Here is a 21,691-nt window from a genome sequence, read left to right as displayed (position 1 = left end):
CGATGGTAGGCGCGTCACCGACACTGTCGCGGGGCCCTCGGTACCGGGCACCGCCGTTCGGCGTCTCGCGTCGCCCCGGGACCGATCCCTACCATCGGGTGAGTGCCCGGCATGCCGGATCGGGCCGCGACGAGGTGATGTATGACGACGGGTGAGCGGGGCCGCACTCCCCCCGACGCCGAGCACTACCTGGATCTGCCCGACGCGCCGGAGGAGGCCGCGGGGCCGCACTTCGACGTCGTCCTGCGGGGGTACGACCGCACCCAGGTCGACGAGCACGTGGCCGGCCTGCGCCGCATGGTGGCGCAGCTGCGGGCCCAGCTCGCGGTCCGGGAGCGTCGTCGTCCGGGACCGGACGACGCCCCCGCGCCACGGGGCGAGCTCGCGGCCACCCTCCAGGAGGGCGCCCGGACCACTCCACCTCCCGTCGAGGCGTCGGCGTCCTCACCCGCCGCGGCGCCCGCCTCGTCGTCGTCCGGGGAACCGGGCGGGGTCGACGCCTTCAACGAGCGGCTGCGCGGCATCCTGCAGGCGGCCGAGCAGGAGGCCCAGATGGTGCGCAGCAAGGCCGCGGAGTCGCTGCTGGCCGAGCACGCCGAGTCGCGCGCCGCACTGGCGGACCTGCGCTCGCAGCGCGACACGGTGTTCGACGAGCTGGTGCGGGTCAAGAACCACCTGGACGACCTCGTCGCGAACTCCGGCCGGCCGAGCCCACCGCCCCGTCCGTGGGGACCGGGCCCGCAGCGAGGTCCGCGGGCCCCGTACGGCGCGCCCGCGCCCTACGGTCCGCCGCCCGGCGGCCTCGTGCCGTTGCGCCAGGGCACGCCCCAGGCGCCGGCCCCGGACGGCCGTGCGGGCGGCCAGGACGACGCGGCCGGGGCATGATGGCGATCTCCGACCGCTCTGCGTGAGCGGTGCGCGTACCGTCCGTGTCCATGGAGCCGGGTGGCGTCTGGGAGCGCCTGCTGCAGACGCCGACGACGTGGATCGTGGTGGCGGCGGTGCTGTTCGTCATCGCCGTCGTGTTCCTGGTCGCCGGGGCGCTCGCCGGCCGTCGGGCCCGGCGTGACCACCGCGCGGCCGTCGACGGCCGGACCGTCGACGGCCCGCCCGGTGACGACCGCGCCACCGCGACGCCGGTCGCCGGGGTGCCGGCACCCGAGGCCGACGAGGACGACGCGGTGACGGAGCCCGCCGCGCCGGGCCGCGGTCCGGCGCCGCTGCCCGCGGACGAGGAGGACCCGGTGACCGAGCCCGCGGTGCCCCGGAGGCCGGCGCCCGCTCAGCGGGCCGTCGGACCGTCCACGCCCACCGGGCAGCCCGGCGTCGAGCCGTCCACGCCCTCGAGGCAGCCGGGCGTATCCGGATCGGCCGCCCACCGGCTGCTCGGCGCCCTCGTCGGGGACCCGAACGGCGCGCTGGCCGGGGTCGCCGCCCTCGAGCGCGGCGAGGAGCCCGGTCGGGCCGCCGTGACGCTGCTGCGCAGCGGTGTCCCCGCGCCCGCCGTCGCACGGTTGTGCGGGGTGGACGAGGCCGATCTCGGCGATCTCGTGGCCACCACGCTCGGCATCCTGCCCACCGAGGCACGCTCGGTGGTCAGCGACAGCGTCGGGAGCGCGCCGGAGCCCGCCCCGGCGCCGACCAGCTGAGTCAGCCCACGACGCGGGTGAGCCGCGCGGACGTGTGCGGCTGCATCTCCTGGCCCATCATCGCGCGCTCCTCGACGTAGGCGAGGTCGCCGCCGTCGACGATGCCGTAGAGGCGTGTGGCGGCCGTGACGTCCTTCGCGCTGGCGGTGCGCACGACCGCGTCGGTCTGCAGTTCCCACGACGTCTGCGTGCGGGCGGCACCGTAGAAGATCTCGACGATCCCGGTCTGGTGCGCCAGGAGCAGCTCGAGCGCGCCGTCGGGCTGCGGGCGCCACCAGCCGACCTCGCGGGCCGACGGCCGGATGACCTCACCGCCGGGGCCGTCGAGCAGCCAGGCGCGGGCCTCCCAGGACAGGAACGGCCTGCCGTCGTGGGCCACGGTGATCTGCTGGCCGAAGTGGAACGGGCCGTCGATGGTCGGGTAGACCACCTCGCCCTCCCCGCGCCACACCCCGACCAGCGGCAGGAGCGACAGCAGGGCGTCGTCCAGGTTCGGGCCGAGCCGCAGGTTGGCGGTGTCGTCCGGAACCGGCAGATCCGGCCACTGCGGCCGGTTCGCGTCCCTGGTGTGCTCGGCCCGCTCCTCGGCGGCCCGGATGGCCTCGTTGCCGGACAGGCCCTCGGGCATGTCGGCCTCGGACTCGCTCACGCCGATCGCTCCGATGTGCTGCTCGCGGTTTCGTCGCGGAAGAGCCTCCTCGTCAGCACCAGCGCGTAGGAGAGGATCCCGGCGCTGCAGGCGGCGAGGAGGACCGTGTAGACCCAGGCCACCGGGCCACCCTAACGACGACGCCCGCCCCACCCCGGGAACGGGGCGGGACGGGCGTGTGCGTCATGTCAGGAAGGGTTCATCCTGACGTCAGATGTCAGCATCCAGTCGAGCACGCCGATAGGGGACCATCGCTGACAACGGGGACCGGACGACCACACTCAGCCGACCGGGACCTCCGTCGTGAACAGCCCGGGGCCGCCCACGGCGACATCGGCCTGCCCGTTGCCCGAGCGCGAGAGCGCCCGGACCGTCCAGCTGCCCGGCGCGGCGAAGAACCGGTAGTCGCCGGTCGCCGAGGACACCACCTCGGCGGTGAACTCGCCGGTGGAGTCGAGCAGGCGGACGAAGGCCCCGCCGATGGGCGAGCCGTCGTTGGTGACCTTGCCGACCAGCACGGACTCCTTGCTCAGATCCGTCCCCGCGGGCAGGTCCGCGGTCTGTTCAGGCGCGCCGCACATCAGGACTTCCCGTCGCCGGTCTCGACCGGCACGCCGACCAGCGAGCCGTACTCGGTCCACGAACCGTCGTAGTTCTTCACGTCGCCCTCGCCGAGCAGCTCGTGCAGGGCGAACCAGGTGTGCGACGAGCGCTCACCGATGCGGCAGTAGGCGATCGTCGGGCGCGAGGAGTCGAGGCCCTCGGTGCCGTAGAGCTCGCGGAGCTCGGCGTCCGACTTGAAGGTGCCGTCCTCGTTGGCGGCCTTCGACCACGGCACGTTGAGCGCCGAGGGGATGTGGCCGCCGCGCTGCGCCTGCTCCTGGGGGAGGTGCGCCGGGGCGAGCAGCTTGCCCGAGAACTCGTCGGGCGAGCGGACGTCGACCAGGTTCTTCGACCCGATCGCGTCGACGACCTCGTCGCGGAAGGCGCGGATCGAGAGGTCCTGCTCCTGGGCCTTGTACTGCGTGCCCGGGCGGGACGGCACGGCGGCGTCGAGCTTGCGGCCGTCGAGCTCCCACTTCTTGCGCCCGCCGTCGAGCAGCTTCACGTCCTGGTGGCCGTAGAGCTTGAAGTACCAGTACGCGTAGGCGGCGAACCAGTTGTTGTTGCCGCCGTAGAGCACGACGGTGTCGTCGTTCGCGATGCCCTTGGCGGAGAGCAGCTTCTCGAAGCCGGCCTTGTCGACGAAGTCGCGACGGACCTGGTCCTGCAGCTCGGTCTTCCAGTCGATCTTCACGGCGCCGGGGATGTGCCCGCCGTCGTAGGCGGTGGTGTCCTCGTCGACCTCCACGAACACCACCCCGGGCGCGTCGAGGTTCTCCTCGGCCCAGTCGGCGGTGACCAGGGCGTCCTGGCGGCTCATGCGTGACTCCTCATCGGGGTGTGACGGCACCCGCCGCACGGGACGGGACCGGATCGGGAACAGACGGTTCTCCGGGGGCCACGGACGACCCTCGGGGCCGCGTCGCACGGGTGACCGGGCCCTGGAGGGGGCGCCGATCGAGCGTCCGGAAGAGCCGGGCGCTCCTCCGGGATTCAGACCGCGCGACGGCGGCCGGGACACAGGCAGCTGTCGACGCGGCACAGATCGACCGCGCGCCGCCGTGTCAGGCCCTCGTCCACGGCGCTCACGCTACCGAAACGGGGCGCCCGTGGTCATCTCTCACGCGCGGGTTCCTGCGGCGGGCGGGAGGTGGGGCTCGATCGCGCTGACCAGGGCCGCGCGCCGCGGGACGCCGCTCACCCGGAGCAGTTCCCGCCCGTGCCCGTCGACGAGCAGCGTCGTCGGGGTGTCGTGGAGCCCGAGCAGCCGGACCAGCTCCGGGCGGGTGGCGAGATCCACGTCGCGGTGGACGAGGCCCGGGAGGTCCGCGGCCACGTCGTCGAGCACGCTGCGGGTGTCCCGGCAGGAGCTGGAGAAGGCCGAGGAGAACTGGAGCAGCACGAGGCGTCCGTCGTGGGCCGTGAGGTCGGCGGGCAGCGACGCCGGGGCCACCGCCGGGGCGTCCGGAACGGCCGCCGGCGAGTCCCGCCGGCGCAGCAGCCCGATCGCGATCACGGCCAGACCCACGACCACGATGACGCCCAGGGTGACGACGGCCGCCGTCATCACCATCACCCCTCACGGCTCGACGTGCGGACCCGCCCGACCGCACCCGGACAGGGTAGGCCGCGCCCCTCACGGCTCCGGGGCGGGAGCACGTTTCCCGACCGGGCCCGCCCGACCGGGGGGTGCCACGTGACGTGGAACGCGCGACCGGGTGACAGCGCGGTGAACCGGGCTAGTCTGACCGGCACGACTGTGGAGGGAGACACGCGTGGAGCTGTTGCTGCTCACCGCCGACCCCGAACCGACGTCAGTGCTGCCGTCGTTGACCCTGCTACCCCACGGGCTCCGGACCGCGGCGCCCGAAGTGGCCGCGCTCCTCGACGCCGGACCGCACGATGCCGTCCTCGTCGATGCCCGTCACGACCTGGCCGCCGCCCGGAGCCTCTGCCGCCTCCTGGGCTCCACGGGACTCGACGTCCCCGTGATCGCCGTCCTCACCGAGGGCGGCCTCGTCGCCGTCTCCCTCGAGTGGGGCGTCGACGAGGTCCTGCTCCCCGGAGCCGGACCCGCCGAGATCGACGCCCGGCTGCGCCTGCTGCGGGCCCGCCGGTCCTCGGACAGCTCCAGCGGTGAGGGCGCCCTCGTCCTCGGCGAGCTGGTCATCGACGAGGCGACCTACACCGCGCGCCTGCGCGGCCGCCCGCTCGACCTCACCTACAAGGAGTTCGAGCTCCTCAAGTACCTCGCGCAGCACGCCGGCCGGGTGTTCACCCGGGCCCAGCTGCTGCAGGAGGTCTGGGGCTACGACTTCTTCGGTGGCACCCGCACCGTGGACGTCCACGTCCGGCGGCTGCGGGCGAAGCTCGGCGCGGAGCACGAGCAGCTGATCGGCACGGTCCGCAACGTGGGCTACAAGTTCGTCCGGCCGGTGCGCGGAGTGCTCGGCACGTCGTCCTCCGAGTCCGGCTCCTCGGGCCTGGGCCTCGAGGACGAGGTCGCCGAGGACGAGGAGCCCGGGCGGGGCGCCGGCTCCTGGGACTCCGGTGGCGACGCCCGCGTGGTGCGCCCCGCCGCGTGGGCCGGCGGTGCCTGAGACCGACGGAAGGACGAGCACGACGGCGGCGTGAGCACGACGGCGCCGGGCGCGGACGGGCGGTAGCGTCGCCGGCCGTGACGAGCCCGGTGCCGCAGTGGGTCGAACCGACCGCCGACGAGCGCGCGGAGATCGAACGCCTGGTCGACGCCGTGAAGCACGCCGACGGGGTGTCCGCGTGGTCCGAGTCCGCGCTGCTCGACCTCGCGACGCCGACCGGCCACGGGCGCCATCTCGTGGTGCGCGACGACGGCGGCGGTCTCGTCGCCTGGGCGCACGTCGACGCGGGCGAGCCGGACGACGTCGTCGTCGAGCTCGGGGTCGCGCCCGGGGCGCGCCGGCACGGCGTCGCGACCGCGCTCGCCCGGGAGATCCGGGCCGATCCGTCGGTCCGGCCCGGCCATGCCCGGGTGTGGGCGCACGGCGAGCGGCCGGGCTCCACCGCGCTGGCCGCGTCCCAGGGGCTGCACCGTGACCGCGAGCTCTGGATGATGCGCCGCCCCGCCGACACGGGCCCGCTCCCGCCGCCGCGGGCCGCCGAGGGGATCACCATCGGCGCGCTGCGGGTGGGGCAGGACGAGCCCGACGTCGTCGCCGTCAACGCCCGCGCCTTCGCGTGGCACCCCGAGCAGGGGGCCATGACCGTCGACGACGTCCGGCGGCGGGAGCAGGAGCCGTGGTTCGACGCCGCAGGCTTCCTCCTCGCTCGCGACGACGCGTCGGGCCGGCTGCTCGGCTTCCACTGGACGAAGGTCCACCCCGACGGCGCGCGCGATGGGGGACCGGTGGGCGAGGTCTACGTCGTGGGCGTCGATCCCGAGGCCCAGGGGCGCGGCCTCGGCGGCGTGCTCACCCTCGCCGGACTCCATCATCTCGCCGGCCGCGGGCTCGACGAGGTGATCCTCTACGTCGAGGCGGACAACGCCCCGGCCGTCGCCACCTACCGGCGCCTGGGGTTCGAGGTGGACGCCACGGACGTCTCCTTCGGTCTCCCGGGCTGACGCCCGGCGTCACCCACCTGCAGTGGAGATCCTCCGACAGGCCGCAGTCATCCCGACGACACCTCCAGGCCACGTCGACTCCGCAGAGTGTCGTTCTGAACACCGACCGTCGAATCATCGACAGCGCGCTGACCTGGTGTGACGAGGCTCGCGGTCGTTCAGTGGCGCACAACCGGGCCTGTTCATCCCCCGTTCACCCGACCAGCGTCGGTCGTCCATCCGCCGCCCATAACCTCCGCTGCGGTCGATGCAGTCCGTGTCGGCCGATCCGCCCAGAGCGCCACGATTCGGGCGCTGGGATCAGGACGAGACGGAGGGTTTCTGTGAGGTTCCAGCGGCGCGCAGCGGCGATCGGTCTGATCGCGGCCGGGGCGCTCCTGTTCAGCGCATGCGGCAGTGACAACAACTCCGGCGGGGGCTCAGCTCCGCAGGCGGCGGGTGTCACCTGTGGCGGCAAGCAGGCGCTCAAGGCCAGCGGCTCGACCGCCCAGGCGAACGCCATCACCGGCTTCGTCAACACGTTCGAGCAGACCTGCAACGGTCAGACCGTGAACTACACGGCGAGCGGTTCCGGCGCCGGGGTCAACGACTTCACCGGCGGCCAGACCGACTTCGCCGGTTCGGACTCCGCGCTGACCGCGGCGCAGACCCCGGCGGCGCAGCAGCGGTGCGCCTCGACCCCGCTCAACCTCCCGATGGTGTTCGGGCCCATCGCGGTCGCCTACAACGTCGCGGGCGTCACCGACCTCGCGCTCGACGGCCCGACTCTCGCCAAGGTCTTCAACGGCACCGTCAAGACCTGGAACGACCCGGCCATCGTCGCCCTGAACCCGGGCAAGAACCTGCCCGCGGCGCCGATCGTCGTGAACTTCCGCTCCGACAACTCCGGTACCACGCAGAACTTCCAGAACTACCTGAACGCCGCGTCGAACAACGCCTACGGCAAGCCGGCGGCGCAGACGTTCAACGGTGGTGTCGGGGCGGGCGCCAAGGGCAGCCAGGGGGTCACCGACGCCACGAAGAGCACGCCGAACTCGATCGCCTACATCGAGGCCTCCTTCGCGCAGAAGGCCCAGCTCCCCACCGCGAGCATCATCAACGCCGGTGGTGGCCAGCCGGTCCCGCTGTCGACCGACAACCTCGGCAAGGCGATCGACGCGGTCAAGGTCACCGGCCAGGGCAACGACCTGACGCTCGACCTGACGAGCATCTACAAGACCACCACGCCGGGCGCGTACCCGATCTCGCTGGCCACCTACGAGATCGTCTGCACCAAGTACGCCGACCCGCAGACCGGGACGGCGGTGAAGGCGTTCCTGCAGACCGCTCTCTCCCCGCAGGCCCAGGGCACGCTGACGCAGGGCGGTTACGTCCCGATCCCCGACGCGTTCAAGCAGCGCCTCTCGACCTCGGTCAACGCGATCTCCTGATCGTCAGCAGTGATGCCCGGCCGGGACGTCCGCGTCCCGGCCGGGCTCACCCGTCCCGACCCCGACCACGAGGTATGTCCGGAGAATCGTGAGCGAACGCACCACCCGGCGGGCGGACTCGGGAGACCGTGAGCCCCGGGACACTCCGACGGGATCGAGCACCATGGGATCCGTGTCCGAACCCCAGTCCCCGAAGGCTTCTCCGGCGAGCACGGGGGGTGCCGGCGAACGCGCGTTCCGCTGGCTGACCTCCGGAGCCGGCCTCGTGGTCGTCGCGGCGGTCGTCCTGATAGGCGTGTTCCTGATCGTGCAGGCCGTGCCCTCGCTGATCGCGAACCACGCGAACTTCTTCACGAGCGCCCAGTTCAACACGGGCGACGCGAACAACCTGATGTTCGGCATCCGGGACCTGCTGGTCGTCACCCTGCTGTCGTCGCTGATGGCGCTGGCGATCGCGATGCCGGTCGGCCTGGGCATCGCGCTCTTCCTGACGCAGTACACCCCGTCGCGCCTCGCGCGGCCGTTCGCGTTCGTGATCGGCGTGCTGGCCGCGGTCCCGTCGATCGTCTACGGCCTGTGGGGCATCCTCGTCCTGGCACCGGTCATCGAGCCGTTCGCGCAGTTCCTGCAGACCTATCTGGGCTGGTTCTTCCTGTTCTCGCCCGGCAACATCAGCCCGGTCCTCACCGGCACGATCTTCACCGCCGGCATCATCCTGGCGATCATGATCCTGCCGATCATCACCGCCACGACCCAAGAGGTGTTCCGGCAGACCCCGCGCTTCCAGATCGAGGCCGCCCAGGCCCTCGGCGCGACGCGCTGGGAGGTCATCCGCATGGCGGTGCTCCCCTACGGTCGCAGCGGGTTCATCGCCGCGTCGATGCTCGGTCTCGGGCGCGCGCTCGGTGAGACGATCGCGATCCTGCTGGTGATCCGGGCCTCGACGAGCCCCTCGCACGGCAGCCTCTTCGACGGCGGCTACACGTTCGCCTCGCTCATCGCGTCGGCGGCCTCGGAGTTCAGCCAGCCGCTGCCGACCGGTGCCTACATCGCGGCGGGTCTGGTGCTGTTCGTGCTGACCTTCGTCGTCAACGCGATCGCTCGCGTCGTTGCGGGTGGGAAGGTGAACGGCTGATGTCGACCGCTCTCGACGCCCCGGACCGCCCCGCGGTCCCCGAGACCTTCCGCAGCGTCTCGGCCTCACGCAAGATCAAGAACCAGGCCGCGACCGTGCTGGTCACGCTCGCGTTCCTCATCGCGGTGATCCCGCTGGTGTGGCTGCTCGTCAGCGTGCTCGTCAAGGGCATCCCGGCGATCGTCTCCGCGGACTGGTGGACGAAGTCGCTGTCGGGCGTCACGCCCGACGAGGTCCGCGGCGGCGTCTACCACGCGATCGCCGGGACCCTGATCCAGGCGCTGATCGCCGGGATCTTCGCGGTACCGATCGGGATCCTGGCGGCCGTCTATCTCGTCGAGTACGGCCGGGGGCGGCTCGCGAAGATCACCAGCTTCATGGTCGACATCCTCTCGGGTGTGCCCTCGATCGTGGCCGCGCTCTTCATCTTCGCGTTGTTCATCTCGATCCTCGGCTTCGACCAGAGCGGCTTCCTCGTCGGCCTGGCGCTCGTCCTGCTGATGCTCCCGGTGGTCATCCGGAACACGCAGGAGATGCTGCAGCTGGTGCCCGACGAGCTGCGCGAGGCGGCCTACGCGCTCGGCATCCCGAAGTGGAAGACGATCCTGCGCATCGTCCTGCCCACCGCCCTCTCGGGCACCGTCACGGGCGTGATGCTCGCGTTCGCCCGCGTGATGGGGGAGACGGCGCCGGTCCTCGTCCTCGTCGGCTACGCCCGCGCGATCAACTTCAATCCGTTCCAGGGCAACATGGCCTCGTTGCCGCTGCTCATCTACACCGAGCTCTCGACGAACCCGTCGGCGGCCGGCCAGCTCCGGATCTGGGGCGGCGCACTGACGCTGATCATCATCGTGATGATCTTCCAGATCATCGCGAGCGTCATCTCCCGCTTCTCGTCGATCTCGAAGTAAGGACCTCGAAGTGGCCAAGCGTCTCGACCTCAAGGACGTCGACATCTACTACGGCGACTTCCACGCCGTGCAGGACGTCAACCTCTCCGTGCCGCCGCGCACCGTCACGTCGTTCATCGGCCCGTCGGGCTGCGGGAAGTCCACCGTGCTGCGGACGCTGAACCGCATGCACGAGGAGATCCCGGGCGCCCGGGTCGAGGGGGAGATCCAGCTCGACGGCGAGGACATCTACGCCCGCGGTTCCGACGCGGTGGCGGTGCGGCGCACCATCGGAATGGTCTTCCAGCGCCCGAATCCGTTCCCGACGATGTCGATCCGCGACAACGTCGTCGCCGGCCTGAAGCTGCAGGGCGTGCGGGACAAGAAGAAGCTCGACGAGGTCTGCGAGGCCTCGCTGCGCGGCGCGAACCTCTGGAAGGAGGTGGAGAGCCGCCTCGACAAGCCCGGTGGCGGCCTCTCCGGCGGTCAGCAGCAGCGACTGTGCATCGCCCGCGCGATCGCGGTGCAGCCCGACGTGCTGCTCATGGACGAGCCGTGCTCCGCGCTGGACCCGATCTCGACGCTGGCGATCGAGGACCTCATCGGGGACCTCAAGAAGGAGTACACGATCGTCATCGTCACCCACAACATGCAGCAGGCCGCGCGGGTGAGCGACCAGACCGCGTTCTTCAACCTCGAGGCCACCGGGAAGCCCGGCCACCTGGTGGAGATCGACGACACCGAGAAGATCTTCTCGAACCCGACCGAGCGCGAGACCGAGGACTACATCTCCGGTCGCTTCGGCTGATCGCGCGCTCCCCGGCACCTCACGGGACCTCGCGGCACCTCCCCGAACGGAACGAACGGCTCGTTCGTCACCTTCAACGGTGACGAACGAGCCGTTCGTGGTTTCGGGACGGGGTGCTCAGGCCAGCGGCGGGTCGGGCATCTTGCCGGTCACCATGAAGACCACGCGCCGCGCGACGGCGACCGCGTGGTCGGCGAAGCGCTCGTAGAACCGGCCGAGCAGGGTCACGTCCACCGCGGGCGCCACGCCGTGGGGCCAGTCCCGGTTCATCATCACGGTGAACAGGTGCCGGTGGAGGTCGTCCATGGCGTCGTCGTCGGACTCCATGGTGAAGGCGAGCTCGATGTCGCGGTTGAGGATCACCTGCCGGGCGTCCTGGGCGAGGTCGAGCGCGACGCGCCCCATCTCGGCGAAGTAGGGCGCCACCTCGCCGGGCAGCACCAGGTCGGGGTGGCGACGACGGGCCGCCTTGGCGACGTGGAGGGCGAGGTCGCCCATCCGCTCGAGGTCGCCCGCCGAATGGATCGCCGCGATCACCGAGCGCAGGTCGCCCGCCACCGGTGCCTGCAGGGCGAGGAGGCCGAACGCCTGCTCCTCCGCGGAGGTCCGCAGGGCGTCGATGTCGGTGTCGGAGGAGATGACCTCCTCGGCCAGGTCGAGATCCCCCTCGAGCAGGGCGGTCGTCGCCTTCTTCATGGCCTCGCCGGCCAGCTGGGACATCTGGGCGAGCTCGTCGTTCAAGCCCTCGAGCTTCTCGTGGTAGGCCGCGCGCATGCGCGCAGACTAGGCGGAGGCGGGGGCGCAGACCCGTCCGGCGAGTGAACCAGCGGTGAACGGCAGGGCGTTCCCGGTGGTCAACTGCACACGCTGTCGGCCGCGTTGACCAGGGCGGGTGCAGGCGCGGCGGGAGGGGGCGCGGCCGGGTCGAGCACGCGGCCGTCGAAGTCGTCGCCCAGCGCGAGGACCAGGCCGCCCGAGCCGCCCTGCTGGGGCGTCAGGACGGCGCCGGGGACGGCCCGCTGGAGGGTCGCGGCCGCTCCGGCCTGGTCGGGGGTGAAGCGGATGGCGGTGCGCGAGGCCGAGGACGCGGACGACGTCGGGGCCCCGCCCGAGGTCACCGTGAACCCGTAGCCGCGCAGTGCGCCGGCGACGGAGGTCCGCGACGGGCCCTGGGTCGAGCGGTCGTTGCGGAAGCCCGACGCCGAACTCGTGGAGTCGCCGCCCGAGCCGCCCGAACCGTCCGAACCGTCCGTGCCGTCGACCGAGGACCGGGTCGTGGACGACGCGGCGTTCGTGGTGTCCCCGGAGCCACTGGAGCCGCTGCGGTCGTCCACGAGGGTCAGCGCGACCCGGTCGGCCGGCACCGTCGGCGCCGGGGCGGCGGGCGGGGCCGCGCCCGGCTGGCCCGGCAGCGGCCGGTCGTCGATGACCGCGTCGAACAGCGCCCGGTCGTCCGCGCCGCGCAGCACCTCGTTGCCGCGGCTGTTGGCCACGCCGGTGGTCGGCACCGTCGTGAAGGTGACGTCGCCGGCGCTCAGGCCGGACAGCGACTGCCCGAGGCTCAGCAGCTGGTCGGCCTCGATGTTCTCGCCGTAGGTCGACCGGGACACGGCGCCCACCAGGTTCTGGAGCTTGCCGAGGTCGAGCAGCGTGCCCGCCGAGAGGGACTGGCGCAGCAGGGCCGAGAGGAAGAGCTGCTGGCGGTGGATGCGGCCGTAGTCGCTCGTCGGGTCGCCGACCACGTGCCGGGCCCGCACGAAGTTCAGCGCCTGGTCGCCGGTGAGCACCGACGTCCCGGCGCGCGGGATCACCGTCCCCAGGATCGTGTCCCGCATCGGCTTGTCGACGCAGATGGGGACGCCGTCGACCGCGTCGACCATGTCCTTGAAGCCGGAGAAGTCGACGGCGAGGAAGTGGTTGATCGCGAGACCGGAGAGCTGCTGGACGACCTTGGTGGTGCACCGGGGCCCACCGACCTGGTACGCCGAGTTCAGCTTGACCTGCGGGGTCTCGACCATCGTCTGCGGCGTGTAGTTGCCCGAGACCGAGTCCCAGTGCTCGCAGGCGGGCCGGTCGATCTCGAGGTCGCGGGGGAAGGACACCACCGTCACCCGGGAGCGGTCCGCGGGGACGTGGACGATCATCACGGTGTCCGAGCGGGCTCCGGCGACGTCGCTCGCGTCGCCGACGTCCTCGCTCGGCACGGCGCCCACGCGGGTGTCCGAGCCGACCACGAGGAAGTTCTGGTCCCCGGCCTGCGCCGCGGGGTCGAGGATGGCGCTCGAGGTGGGGTCGAGGGCGGCGATCTGGCGCACCGCGGTCTCGAACCACGACGTCGCGCCCCAGGCCAGCCCGCACACCAGCACGACGACGACCGAGGTCGCCGTGGCCAGCAGCCGCCTCGTGTGGCCCCAGGTCCAGCGTCGGCGCAGTCGGCTCAGCCGCCGGCCCACGCCCGACGCGACGGCGGAGGTCGCCGCCCACTCGGCGTCGTCCTTCCCGGAGGCGACGCTGCGGGTGGCGGGGCGCTCGAGAGGAGCCGCGCCGCGGACCGGGGTCGGGCCGACGGGGCCGGAGGCGGTCGTCGGGGTGACGGCGGGCGCGAGGGTCGGGGCGACGGCGGGTGTGGGGGCCGACGGCGCGGGGCGGGGCAGCATGCGCTCGGTCGGTTCGCGGTCTGCGGGAGCGCGGGACGCCGGGAGCATGCGCTCGGTGGGCTCGCGGCCCTCCGGGTCCCGCGGCGGCCACGGCGGGCGGGCGCCGGAGAGCGGGCGTGCGGGCTGCTGGGGCGGCACCAGGGCGGACCGTGCCGGCCCTCGGGGCGGAGAGGGTGGTTCGGGCTCCGCCGGCGGGGCGACGTCAGCGCGTGACGCGGTCTCGACGACGTCGCGCAGCGGTTCGGTCGTCGCGGCCGCGCCCCCGGGGCGCAGACCCCGGCGCACCGCCCGCTTGCGGGCGAGCGGCACCATCGACGGCGGGACCGCGCCGCGGCGGACGGGGTCCGACGGCGTCCCGGCGCCGATCCGGGTCGGGACCGAGGGCGGCCCCGGCGTCTCGGGCCGGGGCGTGGTCGACCGGGCGCGGGGGGCGCCGGATCGGGCGCCACGCTCACGGTCGTCGTTCACGAAACCCCCGGAGAACCCGCGGACAGGAACCCGGGCGCGAACCGACCGTGCCGGGGTCCACGGATAGTACTCAGGCGGTCACCGTTCCGTGGGCGGCGGCCCTACTCTCCAGCGCCACGAGAGGCAACCTTCGTCACCGGATCGTGACGGCGTGGGCCGAACGGCCGAGATTCGACCGACGTTCAGTGGTCTCCGACCCTCGAACGGTCGGGCTCGCACACCGCCCGGGCGACGGCGTCGACTCCGCGGCGTCCCGACGCCGGGCCCGCGAGCCGGACCCGTCCCGCCGGGTCCCGGAACGCCACCGCGTTGCGCCCGGTGCGCTTCGCGACGTAGAGCAGTTCGTCGACCCGGTCCAGGGCGCCCGTGCCGACCCCGCCCGCCTCGACCCCGCCCTCGCCGGGCGCCTCGGCCCCGAGACAGCCGAGCCCGACGCTGACGGTCACCCGGAGGTCGGCCGCCGTCGCCGCCCAGTCGTGCTCCTCGACGCGGGCGCGGATGGCCTCGCAGGCCTGCACGGCGTTCTCCGGGCTCGCCCCGGTCAGGACGAGCGCGAACTCCTCGCCCCCGTAGCGCGCGCAGAAGCCGTCCGGCGCGAGGCCGTCCACCCCGTCACGCATCAGCGTCACGAGGCTGCGCAGCACCGAGTCGCCGACCGCGTGGCCATAGGTGTCGTTGACGAGCTTGAAGTGGTCGACGTCCACGAGGGCGACGCAGACCGCCTCCGGGGACTCGTCACGCAGTGTCGACAGGCGCTCGTCGAGGTAGCGGCGGTTCCAGGTCGCGGTGAGGCTGTCCCGGCGGCTCTGCTCGCGCGCCTCGGCCCGCTCGCGCCGGAGACGGTCGACTTCACGGCGTAACTGCTCGGGCACGTGCACCGGGGGCGTCTCGCCGAGGTGCACGAGCGCCATCGCGGCCCGCAGGTGCTGGTAGGCGCGGCGCCAGTCGCCCCGGTCGGCGAGGACCTCGGCGGCCGCCTCGTGCGCCCTGGCCTGGGTCGCGCGGTCGGCGCCCGGGTCGTCCCCGGGAGCGTCCATCCGCATCGCCTCGTCGATCCCGACGATCGGCGCGGTGTCGAAAGTGCTGGCAGCGGGCTCGTCGACGGGGAGCTCGGACAGTTCGGGCGAGTCCGGGGGCGCAGGGGTCACCGATGTCGCGGTCGGTACCGAATCCGACCGACCGCCGACCCGTGAGGCCCTCACGAACACCCGCCGCTCCCTCCGCGTCCTGCTACCAGTGTCGCGCAGTGCAGCGCCGGTGCAACGCCCCCGCCCCGACCGCCAGGCAATTCCACCGTCCGGTCGATGTGACTCTGCGTGGAGGGATCAGGCTGCTGCTCATTCGGCCCCGGAACGCTGCCCGACCGGGGGCTCAAGCTCGGTGGACGTGACGGGCCGTGGTGTGAAGTAGCCGTCAGTCGGCGCACGGAGCGTAGCCGGTGACGCGTCCGTCATGGATGACGAAGTGCTTCGAGCCGACGTCCTCGCGGATCTCCAGCTGTCCCTGGCGTACCGACACCGCGGCCGCGACCACGTAGATCGCGCCCGCCGGGGCCGGGGTGTTCGGCTGGGTCTCCGGGGGCTTCCAGCCGGGGTCGGGCCGCAACGTGCGGCCGACCAGATCGGTCTGGAGGGTCATGTTCCCGAAGCACCGGTCGGGCGGGAAGGGCGCTCCCTGCGCCTGGGTGGCGCGCAGGAATGCGGTCTGGACGGTCGGGCCGGCGTCCCCCGCGTGGTTCGCGGAGGCGATGTACTGGTCGATCAGCGCGCGGTCGCCGCGGGCCACCGGGGCGACGCGGGCCTGCCCGGGGACGACCGTCCCGCACCCGGCCGTCACGGCGGCGACGAGCAGGGTCCCGACGACGAGGGCTGTGCCCCGGCCGCCCCGCACCGCGATCAGCCGCCGGAGTTCATGACGTCGGCGCCCGCGGGCACCGTCGCGTCCTCGGGGTCGTCGAGCCAGCCCTCGGGCAGGGTCACGTGACCCGGCGAACCCTGCCGGCCGCGCGGGCCGTCGGCCTCCGGCGGGAACGGCTGGTCGTGATCGAGGCGGGCGAGGAGCGCGTCGAGGCTCTCGAGCCCGTCGATCATCCCGAGCTCGCGGCGCAGCTCGGAGCCGACCGCGAACCCGTGCAGGTACCAGGACATGTGCTTGCGGGAGTCCCGCACGCCCTTGCGCTCGCCGTGGTGGGCGATCAGCAGCTCGACGTGGCGGCGCATCACGCCGGCGACGCCGCCGAGGGTGGGCGGGGTCGGCGCCGGGCGCCCCGCGAAGGCCGCCTCCAGCTCGCCGAAGAGCCACGGCCGGCCGAGGCAGCCGCGGCCGACCACGACGCCGTCGCACCCGGTCTTCTCGACCATCGCGAGCGCGTCGTCGGCGGCGAAGATGTCGCCGTTGCCCAGGACCGGGACCTCGGCCGGGACCGCGTCGCGCAGCTCGGCGATGCGGGTCCAGTCGGCGTGGCCGGAGTAGCGCTGCGCGGCGGTCCGCGCGTGCAGGGCGACGGCGGCCGCGCCCTCGGCGGCGGCGATCCGCCCGGCGTCGAGGAACGTCTCGTGGTCGTCGTCGATGCCGATCCGCATCTTCACCGTCAGCGGCAGCCCGCCGCGGCCGGCGGTCTCGACCGCGGTGCGCACGATCCGCTCGAAGAGCCGCCGCTTGTACGGCAGCGCGGCGCCGCCGCCGCGGCGGGTGACCTTGGGGACCGGGCAGCCGAAGTTGAGATCCACGTGGTCGGCGAGGTCCTCGTCCACGATCCGCTCGACCGCGCGCCCGATCGTCGCCGGGTCCACGCCGTAGAGCTGCATGGAGCGGGGGGACTCGTCGTCGTCGAACGCGATCATCTCGGCGGTGCCGGGGTGGCGTTCCACCAGGGCCCGCGCCGTGATCATCTCGCAGACGTAGAGCCCGGCGCCCTGCTCACGGCAGAGCCGGCGGAACGGCGGGTTGGTGACGCCCGCCATCGGCGCGAGCACGACCGGCGTCGTCAGCTCGTGCTTCCCGATGCGCAACGGCTCCATGACCCTCCATTGTGCGCGATCCCCCGGACAGGGTGGACTCCCGGCATGGCCGCGCCGACCGTCGACGAGCTCGAGGCGCTCCGGGTGCCCCTGACCGCGCACTGCTACCGCATGCTCGGGTCGGCGGCGGACACCGACGACGCCGTGCAGGAGGCCATCCTTCGGGCCTTCCGCCACCGGGAGCGCTTCGACCCCGCCCGCGGGGCGCTCCACCCGTGGGTGTTCCGCATCGCGACGACGGTGTGTCTCGACCTGCTGCGCGCGGCCCGCCGCCGGGCCCTCTGCGTCGACCTCGGCCCCGCGGCCGTACCCGGGGCGGAGATCGGTCTCCCGCTGCCGGCGGACCGCTTCGTGGAGCCGATGCCCGACGCCCGGCTCGTCGCCGCCGTGGACCCGGCGGAGGTGACGGCGCAGCGGGAGACGGTGCGGCTCGCCTTCGTCGCCGCGCTGCAGCACCTCCCGCCCCGCCAGCGCGCCACGCTGCTCCTGCGCGACGTCCTGGCGTTCTCCGCCGCCGAGACCGCCGAGGTGCTGGGCACGACGACGGCCTCGGTCACCAGTGCCCTGCAGCGCGCCCGCGAGACGCTCGAGCGGCACCGGCCCGCCCCGGGCGACCCGCTCGGCGTTGCCGACGCCGACCAGCGGGCCCTGCTCGCGCGCTACGTCGACGCGTTCGAGGCGCACGACGTGGCCCGCCTGACCGACCTGCTCGCCGAGGACGCCCGCACGTCGATGCCGCCATTCGCCTGGTGGCTGGAGGGTGGTGCGGCGATCGCCGGGCTGATCGGCCTCGGCGGCTGCGAGGGCGCGCGGCTGGTACCGACCGCGATCAGCGGGCAGCCCGGGTTCGGTCAGTACCGGCCCGACGAGCGCGGGCTGCTGCGCCCCTTCGCGCTGGTGCTGGTCGAGCCCCGCGGGGACCGGGTCGCGCACACGACGACGTTCCTCGGCACCGCCGACCGCTTCGGCGAGTTCGGCCTCCCCGCGGTGCTCGAGCCGGACTTCCGGCGGGCGACCGATGAATCCGGGGCGGCGCGGACGTAGTCCCTCAGGTCAGCGTCGTCGTCCCCCAGGAGACCGCCGTGCCACGCCAGCTCGACACCACCGACCCGCTCGCCCGCGAGACCGCCGCCGAACGCGTGCGGCTCGCCGACCTCTACGCCGCCTTGCGTCCCGACCAGTGGGCGGCGCCCTCGCTGTGTGCGGGGTGGCGGGTGAGGGAGGTCGTCGCCCACGTGACGATGCCCTACCGGCACTCGGGATTCCGGGTGCTGCGGGGGATCGCGGCGGCCCGCGGGGACTTCAACCGGTTCGCCGACACGATCGCCCACTCCGACACCGCGCGGCACTCGGACGCCGAGCTCCTCGCCGCCCTGCGCGACAACGTCGCCCACCCGTGGCGCCCGCCGGGCGGCGGGCAGGCCGGCGCGCTGAGCCACGACGTCATCCACGGTCTCGACGTCACCGAGTCCCTCGGCCTGCCCCGGCCGCCGGCCGACCGCGTGCGGCACGTGCTGGGCTCCGCGACACCCCGCATGCTCGCCTACTTCGGCAGCGACCTCGCCGGGACCAGGCTGGTCGCCACCGACACCGACCTCGCGCTCGGGGACGGGCCCGAGATCGTCGAGCTCCCCGCCGTGGACCTGCTGCTGCGGGTCACCGGGCGGGCCACCGTGACCCGCTAGTCGTCGATCTTCTCCGCGCGGATCTCGTGGCCGGCGCTCGTCAGGCAGCGTCCGGTCGCGAGGTTGAACTTCCAGTTGTGCAGCGTGCAGGTGAGGACCTCGCCGTCGACGGAGCCGAACTTCGACAGGTCGGCCGAGAGGTGCGGGCAGCGGGCCTGCACCTTCCACCCGTCGATCTCGATGTCGCGGCCGTCGTCGTTCTGGGCGTCGTACCAGTTCTCGACGTAGTCCATCCGCTCCTCGGACAGACACTTGAAGAACGTGTAGAGGTACTCGTTGTACTGGCCGACGCGGCTCGCGGCGAACCGCACCGAGAGGAACAGCGAGTTCGACCAGTCGACCTCGCCGGTCGCGACGTTGGTGGCCACGAGCGTCCCGGGGACCGTCCAGCGGTAGCGGGCCTGCTCGCCGTCGTAGATGCGGATCTCGCGGGCGGAGAAGTCGAACGCCAGCGGGAGCACGCCGTCGGCGTCCACGCCCGGGACGGTGGCCGGCATCCCGGTGAGGTCCATGCGGACCGGGCCGCCGATCCCGTCGCACATGTGGTCGGCGCGCTTCATCAGCGGCTCGATCCACTCCTTGAGCCGGGTCAGGATGTCGGGCTGCGGGGTCGCCCAGCGCGCCTTCTGCGCCTCGATCGCGGGGCGGGCGCGCTCGGCGAAGTCGCGCAGGTAGCGCTCCTTGTCGACGAAGATGCGCTCCACCTCGTCGTCGGGCAGCGGGTGCGCCAGGTTCTCGACGGTGCCGTGGCCGATCTCGGCGGTCGTGCCGGGCAGCAGCAGGTGGCCCTGCTGGTCGGATCCGGCCGAGTGGCCGAGCTCGCGCATCCGACCCAGGAACTCCCACTGGTCGGTGAAGATCGACTCGCCCTCGACGCCGTCGTAGCCCAGGCCGTTCCACCGGAACAGGTCGTCGTCGAGGAAGCAGGGCGGACCCGCCGTCGGGAAGATGTGCGGCGCACCGACCTCGCGGATGTAGCGCATCGCCCGGTCCTCCTGGCCGATGCGCTTGCGGCGGGCGAACTCGCGCTTGGCGGCCTTCGGCAGGTCGTAGACCATCGGCCACCAGATGGCGCCGGAGAACTGGGTGAAGTGCGCGTCGTAGGCGCCGAACTCGAGCAGCTTCGGGATGTCCAGCGGGTGCGCGTCGTTCTGGTTGACGACGCGGGCGGTGCCGTCGTCGAGGGAGAGCGCGGAGTCGCCGATCGGGCCGTCGCCGGGGCCCTTCAGCGAGGTGATCATGAACCGCAGCCCGTCCAGCTCGACCGGCACCCCGGTCTCGGTGCGGACGAAGTGCCGGAAGCCCAGGTCGCGCAGCTCGTGCTCGAGCTCGTCGGTGGGGTAGTCCGGGAGCAGCACGCGCGCGTCCTTGGAGACGTGGGCGCGCAGGTTGTCCGCGTCGAAGTGGTCGCGGTGCAGGTGGGAGACGTAGAGGTAGTCGGTCTTCCCGAGCTCCGACCAGGCCAGCGCCGTGTTGTCCGGGAACGGCACCCAGGACGCGAAGAACGTCGGGTTCACCCACGGGTCGCAGAGCACGCTGCCACCCGCCGTCTCGAAACGCATCCCCGCGTGCCCGACTCCGGTCACCCGCACGAGCAGACCTCCTCGTAGTTCGATGCTCGATCCCGATTGTCCGTGGTGGCGGCGCCCACGACGGTTCCGGGTGGGGTATCCCTGGTGTCGTGACCGCCATTCCTGTCGACGGTGACCCGATCGCCGCCCTGCGCGCCGTCGCCTTCTACCTCGAACGCGAGCGCGCGGAGTCCTATCGGGTGAAGGCATACCGCACAGCGGCGGAACGCCTGGCCGAGCTGGGTCCCGACGAGGTGGCCTCCCGCGCCTCCGCGGGCACGCTCACCGACCTCAAGGGTGTGGGCAGGAAGACGGCCGCCGTCGTCAGCGACGTCGTGTCGGGCCGGACCTCGGAGACCCTCGCCGAGCTGGAGAGCCGTCACACCGAGCCGGTGGCGGGGGGCGTCGAGCTGCGCGCCGCCCTGCGCGGCGACTGCCACACGCACTCGACGTGGTCCGACGGCGGCAGCGACATCCTCGAGATGGCCCGCACCGCCCGCGACCTCGGCCACGCGTGGATGGTGCTCACCGACCACTCCGAGAACCTCACCGTGGCGAACGGGCTCTCCCCGGACCGCCGGCGCCGGCAGTTCGACGTGATCACCGAGGTCAACGAGGAACTGGCGCCGTTCCGGCTGCTGCGCGGGATCGAGGTCGACATCCTCGAGGACGGCTCGATCGACGCCCCGGACGACCTCCTCGAAGAGCTGGACCTGGTGGTGGCCAGCGTCCACTCGAAGCTGCGGGCCCCGTCGCAGGAGATGACCGCGCGGATGGTCTGCGGCGTCTCGCACCCGCTCGTCGACGTGCTCGGGCACTGCACCGGGCGGCTCGTCACCGGCGGCCGCGGCACCCGTCCGCCGTCGACGTTCGACGCCGAGGCGGTGTTCGACGCGTGCCTCGAGAACGGGGTCGCCGTCGAGATCAACTCCCGCCCGGAGCGGCTCGACCCACCGCGGGATCTGCTGCGCCAGGCGCTCGAGGCTGGATGCGAGTTCGTGATCGACACCGACGCCCACGCGCCGGGCCAGCTGGACTGGCAGCCCTACGGGTGCGAGCGCGCCGTGGAGTGCGAGGTGCCGGTCGACCGGGTGGTCAACTCCCGCTCCGTCGACGACCTCCTGGCCTGGCGTTCGCGCTGACGCGCATGTGCGTGCGTTTCCGTGTCCAGACACGGAAACGCACGCACACGGCGGAGCCGAATGGGTCTCTGACCTGCGGATTCTCCCGATCCGGCATGTCGTTTGCGGGGTGCGCGATCTCGGCATAGCGTGGTGGCACACGGGAGAGGAGGTGGTCCGACGTTGAAGAACGCAAGGACTCGTGAGGTGTCCGTCAGCTAGTCGACGTCAGGTCGTGGATTGGCCGGTTCCGTCTCCCCGAGACGGACACGTCGACCGGTGAATTCCCGACGGACACCAGGCCCCCGGAGCGCTCGGACCTCGTCCACCTGGGCCCCTCGGCACCCGCCGAGGGAAGCATGCTCCGGGGGTCTTCCATGTCCGGGGTCAGATCTTGGGCGCCG

General features: G+C 72.9%; 23 protein-coding genes. 11 read left to right on the top strand and 12 right to left on the bottom strand.

What is annotated here, in order from left to right:
- Positions 1-141 precede the first annotated feature (141 nt).
- Together LQ327_RS05695 and LQ327_RS05690 are read left to right on the top strand one after the other, a co-directional pair.
- The gene (locus tag LQ327_RS05695; protein WP_230730544.1) at positions 142-885 is read left to right on the top strand and encodes a hypothetical protein; all 744 of its coding nucleotides are present in this window, start codon (positions 142-144) and stop codon (positions 883-885) included.
- A gap of 50 nt (positions 886-935) precedes the next feature.
- Positions 936-1,649 (top strand): hypothetical protein, encoded by a 714-nt coding sequence (locus LQ327_RS05690; protein ID WP_230730543.1) that lies wholly within the window; start codon positions 936-938, stop codon positions 1,647-1,649.
- A 1-nt stretch (position 1,650) separates the two neighbouring features.
- On the opposite strand, the gene LQ327_RS05685 is transcribed toward LQ327_RS05690, so the two are convergent.
- The 6 genes from LQ327_RS05685 to LQ327_RS05670 form a co-directional block, all read right to left on the bottom strand.
- Positions 1,651-2,277: a heme-binding beta-barrel domain-containing protein gene (locus LQ327_RS05685; protein WP_230733068.1), complete on the bottom strand. Its 627-nt coding sequence runs from the start codon at positions 2,275-2,277 to the stop codon at positions 1,651-1,653.
- Between the two features lie 17 nt (positions 2,278-2,294).
- Entirely contained in the window at positions 2,295-2,420 is a 126-nt protein-coding gene (locus tag LQ327_RS33655; RefSeq protein WP_269069141.1) for a hypothetical protein, read from the bottom strand.
- Between the two features lie 159 nt (positions 2,421-2,579).
- On the bottom strand, positions 2,580-2,879 hold the full coding sequence (locus tag LQ327_RS05680) for a DUF1416 domain-containing protein (protein WP_230730542.1): 300 nt from the start codon (positions 2,877-2,879) through the stop codon (positions 2,580-2,582).
- Entirely contained in the window at positions 2,879-3,721 is an 843-nt protein-coding gene (locus LQ327_RS05675) for a sulfurtransferase (protein ID WP_230730541.1), read from the bottom strand. The genes LQ327_RS05680 and LQ327_RS05675 overlap by 1 nt, the downstream gene beginning before the upstream one ends.
- Before the next feature lie 173 nt (positions 3,722-3,894).
- Positions 3,895-3,981, bottom strand: coding sequence for a putative leader peptide (locus LQ327_RS35200; RefSeq protein WP_372460648.1), 87 nt, complete (start codon positions 3,979-3,981; stop codon positions 3,895-3,897).
- A 40-nt stretch (positions 3,982-4,021) separates the two neighbouring features.
- Positions 4,022-4,468, bottom strand: a complete 447-nt coding sequence (locus LQ327_RS05670) for a TlpA family protein disulfide reductase (RefSeq protein ID WP_230730540.1) — start codon at positions 4,466-4,468, stop codon at positions 4,022-4,024.
- Between the two features lie 208 nt (positions 4,469-4,676).
- Here LQ327_RS05670 and LQ327_RS05665 point away from each other — a divergent pair, with 208 nt between their 5' ends.
- From LQ327_RS05665 to pstB, 6 genes are all read left to right on the top strand, one after another.
- Complete coding sequence (locus tag LQ327_RS05665) at positions 4,677-5,501, top strand: winged helix-turn-helix transcriptional regulator (RefSeq protein ID WP_230730539.1); 825 nt, start codon at positions 4,677-4,679, stop codon at positions 5,499-5,501.
- A gap of 77 nt (positions 5,502-5,578) precedes the next feature.
- Positions 5,579-6,502: a mycothiol synthase gene (gene mshD, locus LQ327_RS05660; protein WP_230730538.1), complete on the top strand. Its 924-nt coding sequence runs from the start codon at positions 5,579-5,581 to the stop codon at positions 6,500-6,502.
- A 323-nt stretch (positions 6,503-6,825) separates the two neighbouring features.
- Entirely contained in the window at positions 6,826-7,932 is a 1,107-nt protein-coding gene (pstS, locus tag LQ327_RS05655; protein WP_230730537.1) for a phosphate ABC transporter substrate-binding protein PstS, read from the top strand.
- 163 nt (positions 7,933-8,095) lie between these two features.
- The gene (gene pstC / locus LQ327_RS05650; protein WP_230730536.1) at positions 8,096-9,067 is read left to right on the top strand and encodes a phosphate ABC transporter permease subunit PstC; all 972 of its coding nucleotides are present in this window, start codon (positions 8,096-8,098) and stop codon (positions 9,065-9,067) included.
- Entirely contained in the window at positions 9,067-9,978 is a 912-nt protein-coding gene (pstA, locus tag LQ327_RS05645) for a phosphate ABC transporter permease PstA (protein WP_230730535.1), read from the top strand. The genes pstC and pstA overlap by 1 nt, the downstream gene beginning before the upstream one ends.
- 10 nt (positions 9,979-9,988) lie before the next feature.
- Entirely contained in the window at positions 9,989-10,765 is a 777-nt protein-coding gene (gene pstB, locus LQ327_RS05640; protein WP_230730534.1) for a phosphate ABC transporter ATP-binding protein PstB, read from the top strand.
- Between the two features lie 117 nt (positions 10,766-10,882).
- Here the strand turns inward: pstB and phoU are convergent, their stop codons facing one another.
- The 5 genes from phoU to dusB form a co-directional block, all read right to left on the bottom strand.
- A complete protein-coding gene (gene phoU / locus LQ327_RS05635; RefSeq protein WP_230730533.1) occupies positions 10,883-11,539 on the bottom strand; it encodes a phosphate signaling complex protein PhoU in 657 nt (218 codons plus the stop codon).
- A gap of 80 nt (positions 11,540-11,619) precedes the next feature.
- Positions 11,620-13,890 (bottom strand): LCP family protein, encoded by a 2,271-nt coding sequence (locus LQ327_RS05630; RefSeq protein WP_230730532.1) that lies wholly within the window; start codon positions 13,888-13,890, stop codon positions 11,620-11,622.
- 182 nt (positions 13,891-14,072) lie between these two features.
- Complete coding sequence (locus LQ327_RS05625) at positions 14,073-15,038, bottom strand: GGDEF domain-containing protein (RefSeq protein WP_230730531.1); 966 nt, start codon at positions 15,036-15,038, stop codon at positions 14,073-14,075.
- Between the two features lie 265 nt (positions 15,039-15,303).
- Positions 15,304-15,780 (bottom strand): hypothetical protein, encoded by a 477-nt coding sequence (locus LQ327_RS05620; protein WP_230730530.1) that lies wholly within the window; start codon positions 15,778-15,780, stop codon positions 15,304-15,306.
- A 5-nt stretch (positions 15,781-15,785) separates the two neighbouring features.
- Positions 15,786-16,910, bottom strand: a complete 1,125-nt coding sequence (dusB, locus tag LQ327_RS05615; RefSeq protein ID WP_230730529.1) for a tRNA dihydrouridine synthase DusB — start codon at positions 16,908-16,910, stop codon at positions 15,786-15,788.
- A gap of 45 nt (positions 16,911-16,955) precedes the next feature.
- On the opposite strand from dusB, the gene LQ327_RS05610 reads away from it, so the two are divergent.
- Together LQ327_RS05610 and LQ327_RS05605 are read left to right on the top strand one after the other, a co-directional pair.
- On the top strand, positions 16,956-17,954 hold the full coding sequence (locus tag LQ327_RS05610; protein WP_230730528.1) for an RNA polymerase subunit sigma-70: 999 nt from the start codon (positions 16,956-16,958) through the stop codon (positions 17,952-17,954).
- Between the two features lie 38 nt (positions 17,955-17,992).
- On the top strand, positions 17,993-18,595 hold the full coding sequence (locus LQ327_RS05605) for a maleylpyruvate isomerase family mycothiol-dependent enzyme (RefSeq protein WP_230730527.1): 603 nt from the start codon (positions 17,993-17,995) through the stop codon (positions 18,593-18,595).
- Here LQ327_RS05605 and LQ327_RS05600 read toward each other — a convergent pair.
- Positions 18,592-20,187: a Rieske 2Fe-2S domain-containing protein gene (locus LQ327_RS05600; RefSeq protein WP_230730526.1), complete on the bottom strand. Its 1,596-nt coding sequence runs from the start codon at positions 20,185-20,187 to the stop codon at positions 18,592-18,594. The genes LQ327_RS05605 and LQ327_RS05600 overlap by 4 nt on opposite strands.
- Before the next feature lie 89 nt (positions 20,188-20,276).
- Between LQ327_RS05600 and LQ327_RS05595 the strand changes: the two genes are divergently transcribed.
- On the top strand, positions 20,277-21,308 hold the full coding sequence (locus LQ327_RS05595; RefSeq protein ID WP_230730525.1) for a PHP domain-containing protein: 1,032 nt from the start codon (positions 20,277-20,279) through the stop codon (positions 21,306-21,308).
- Positions 21,309-21,691 lie beyond the last annotated feature (383 nt).

Origin of the sequence: Actinomycetospora endophytica (genome assembly GCF_021026375.1) — a bacterium.
Lineage (GTDB): Bacteria > Actinomycetota > Actinomycetes > Mycobacteriales > Pseudonocardiaceae > Actinomycetospora > Actinomycetospora endophytica.
This window is presented reverse-complemented; position numbering and strand designations above follow the sequence as displayed.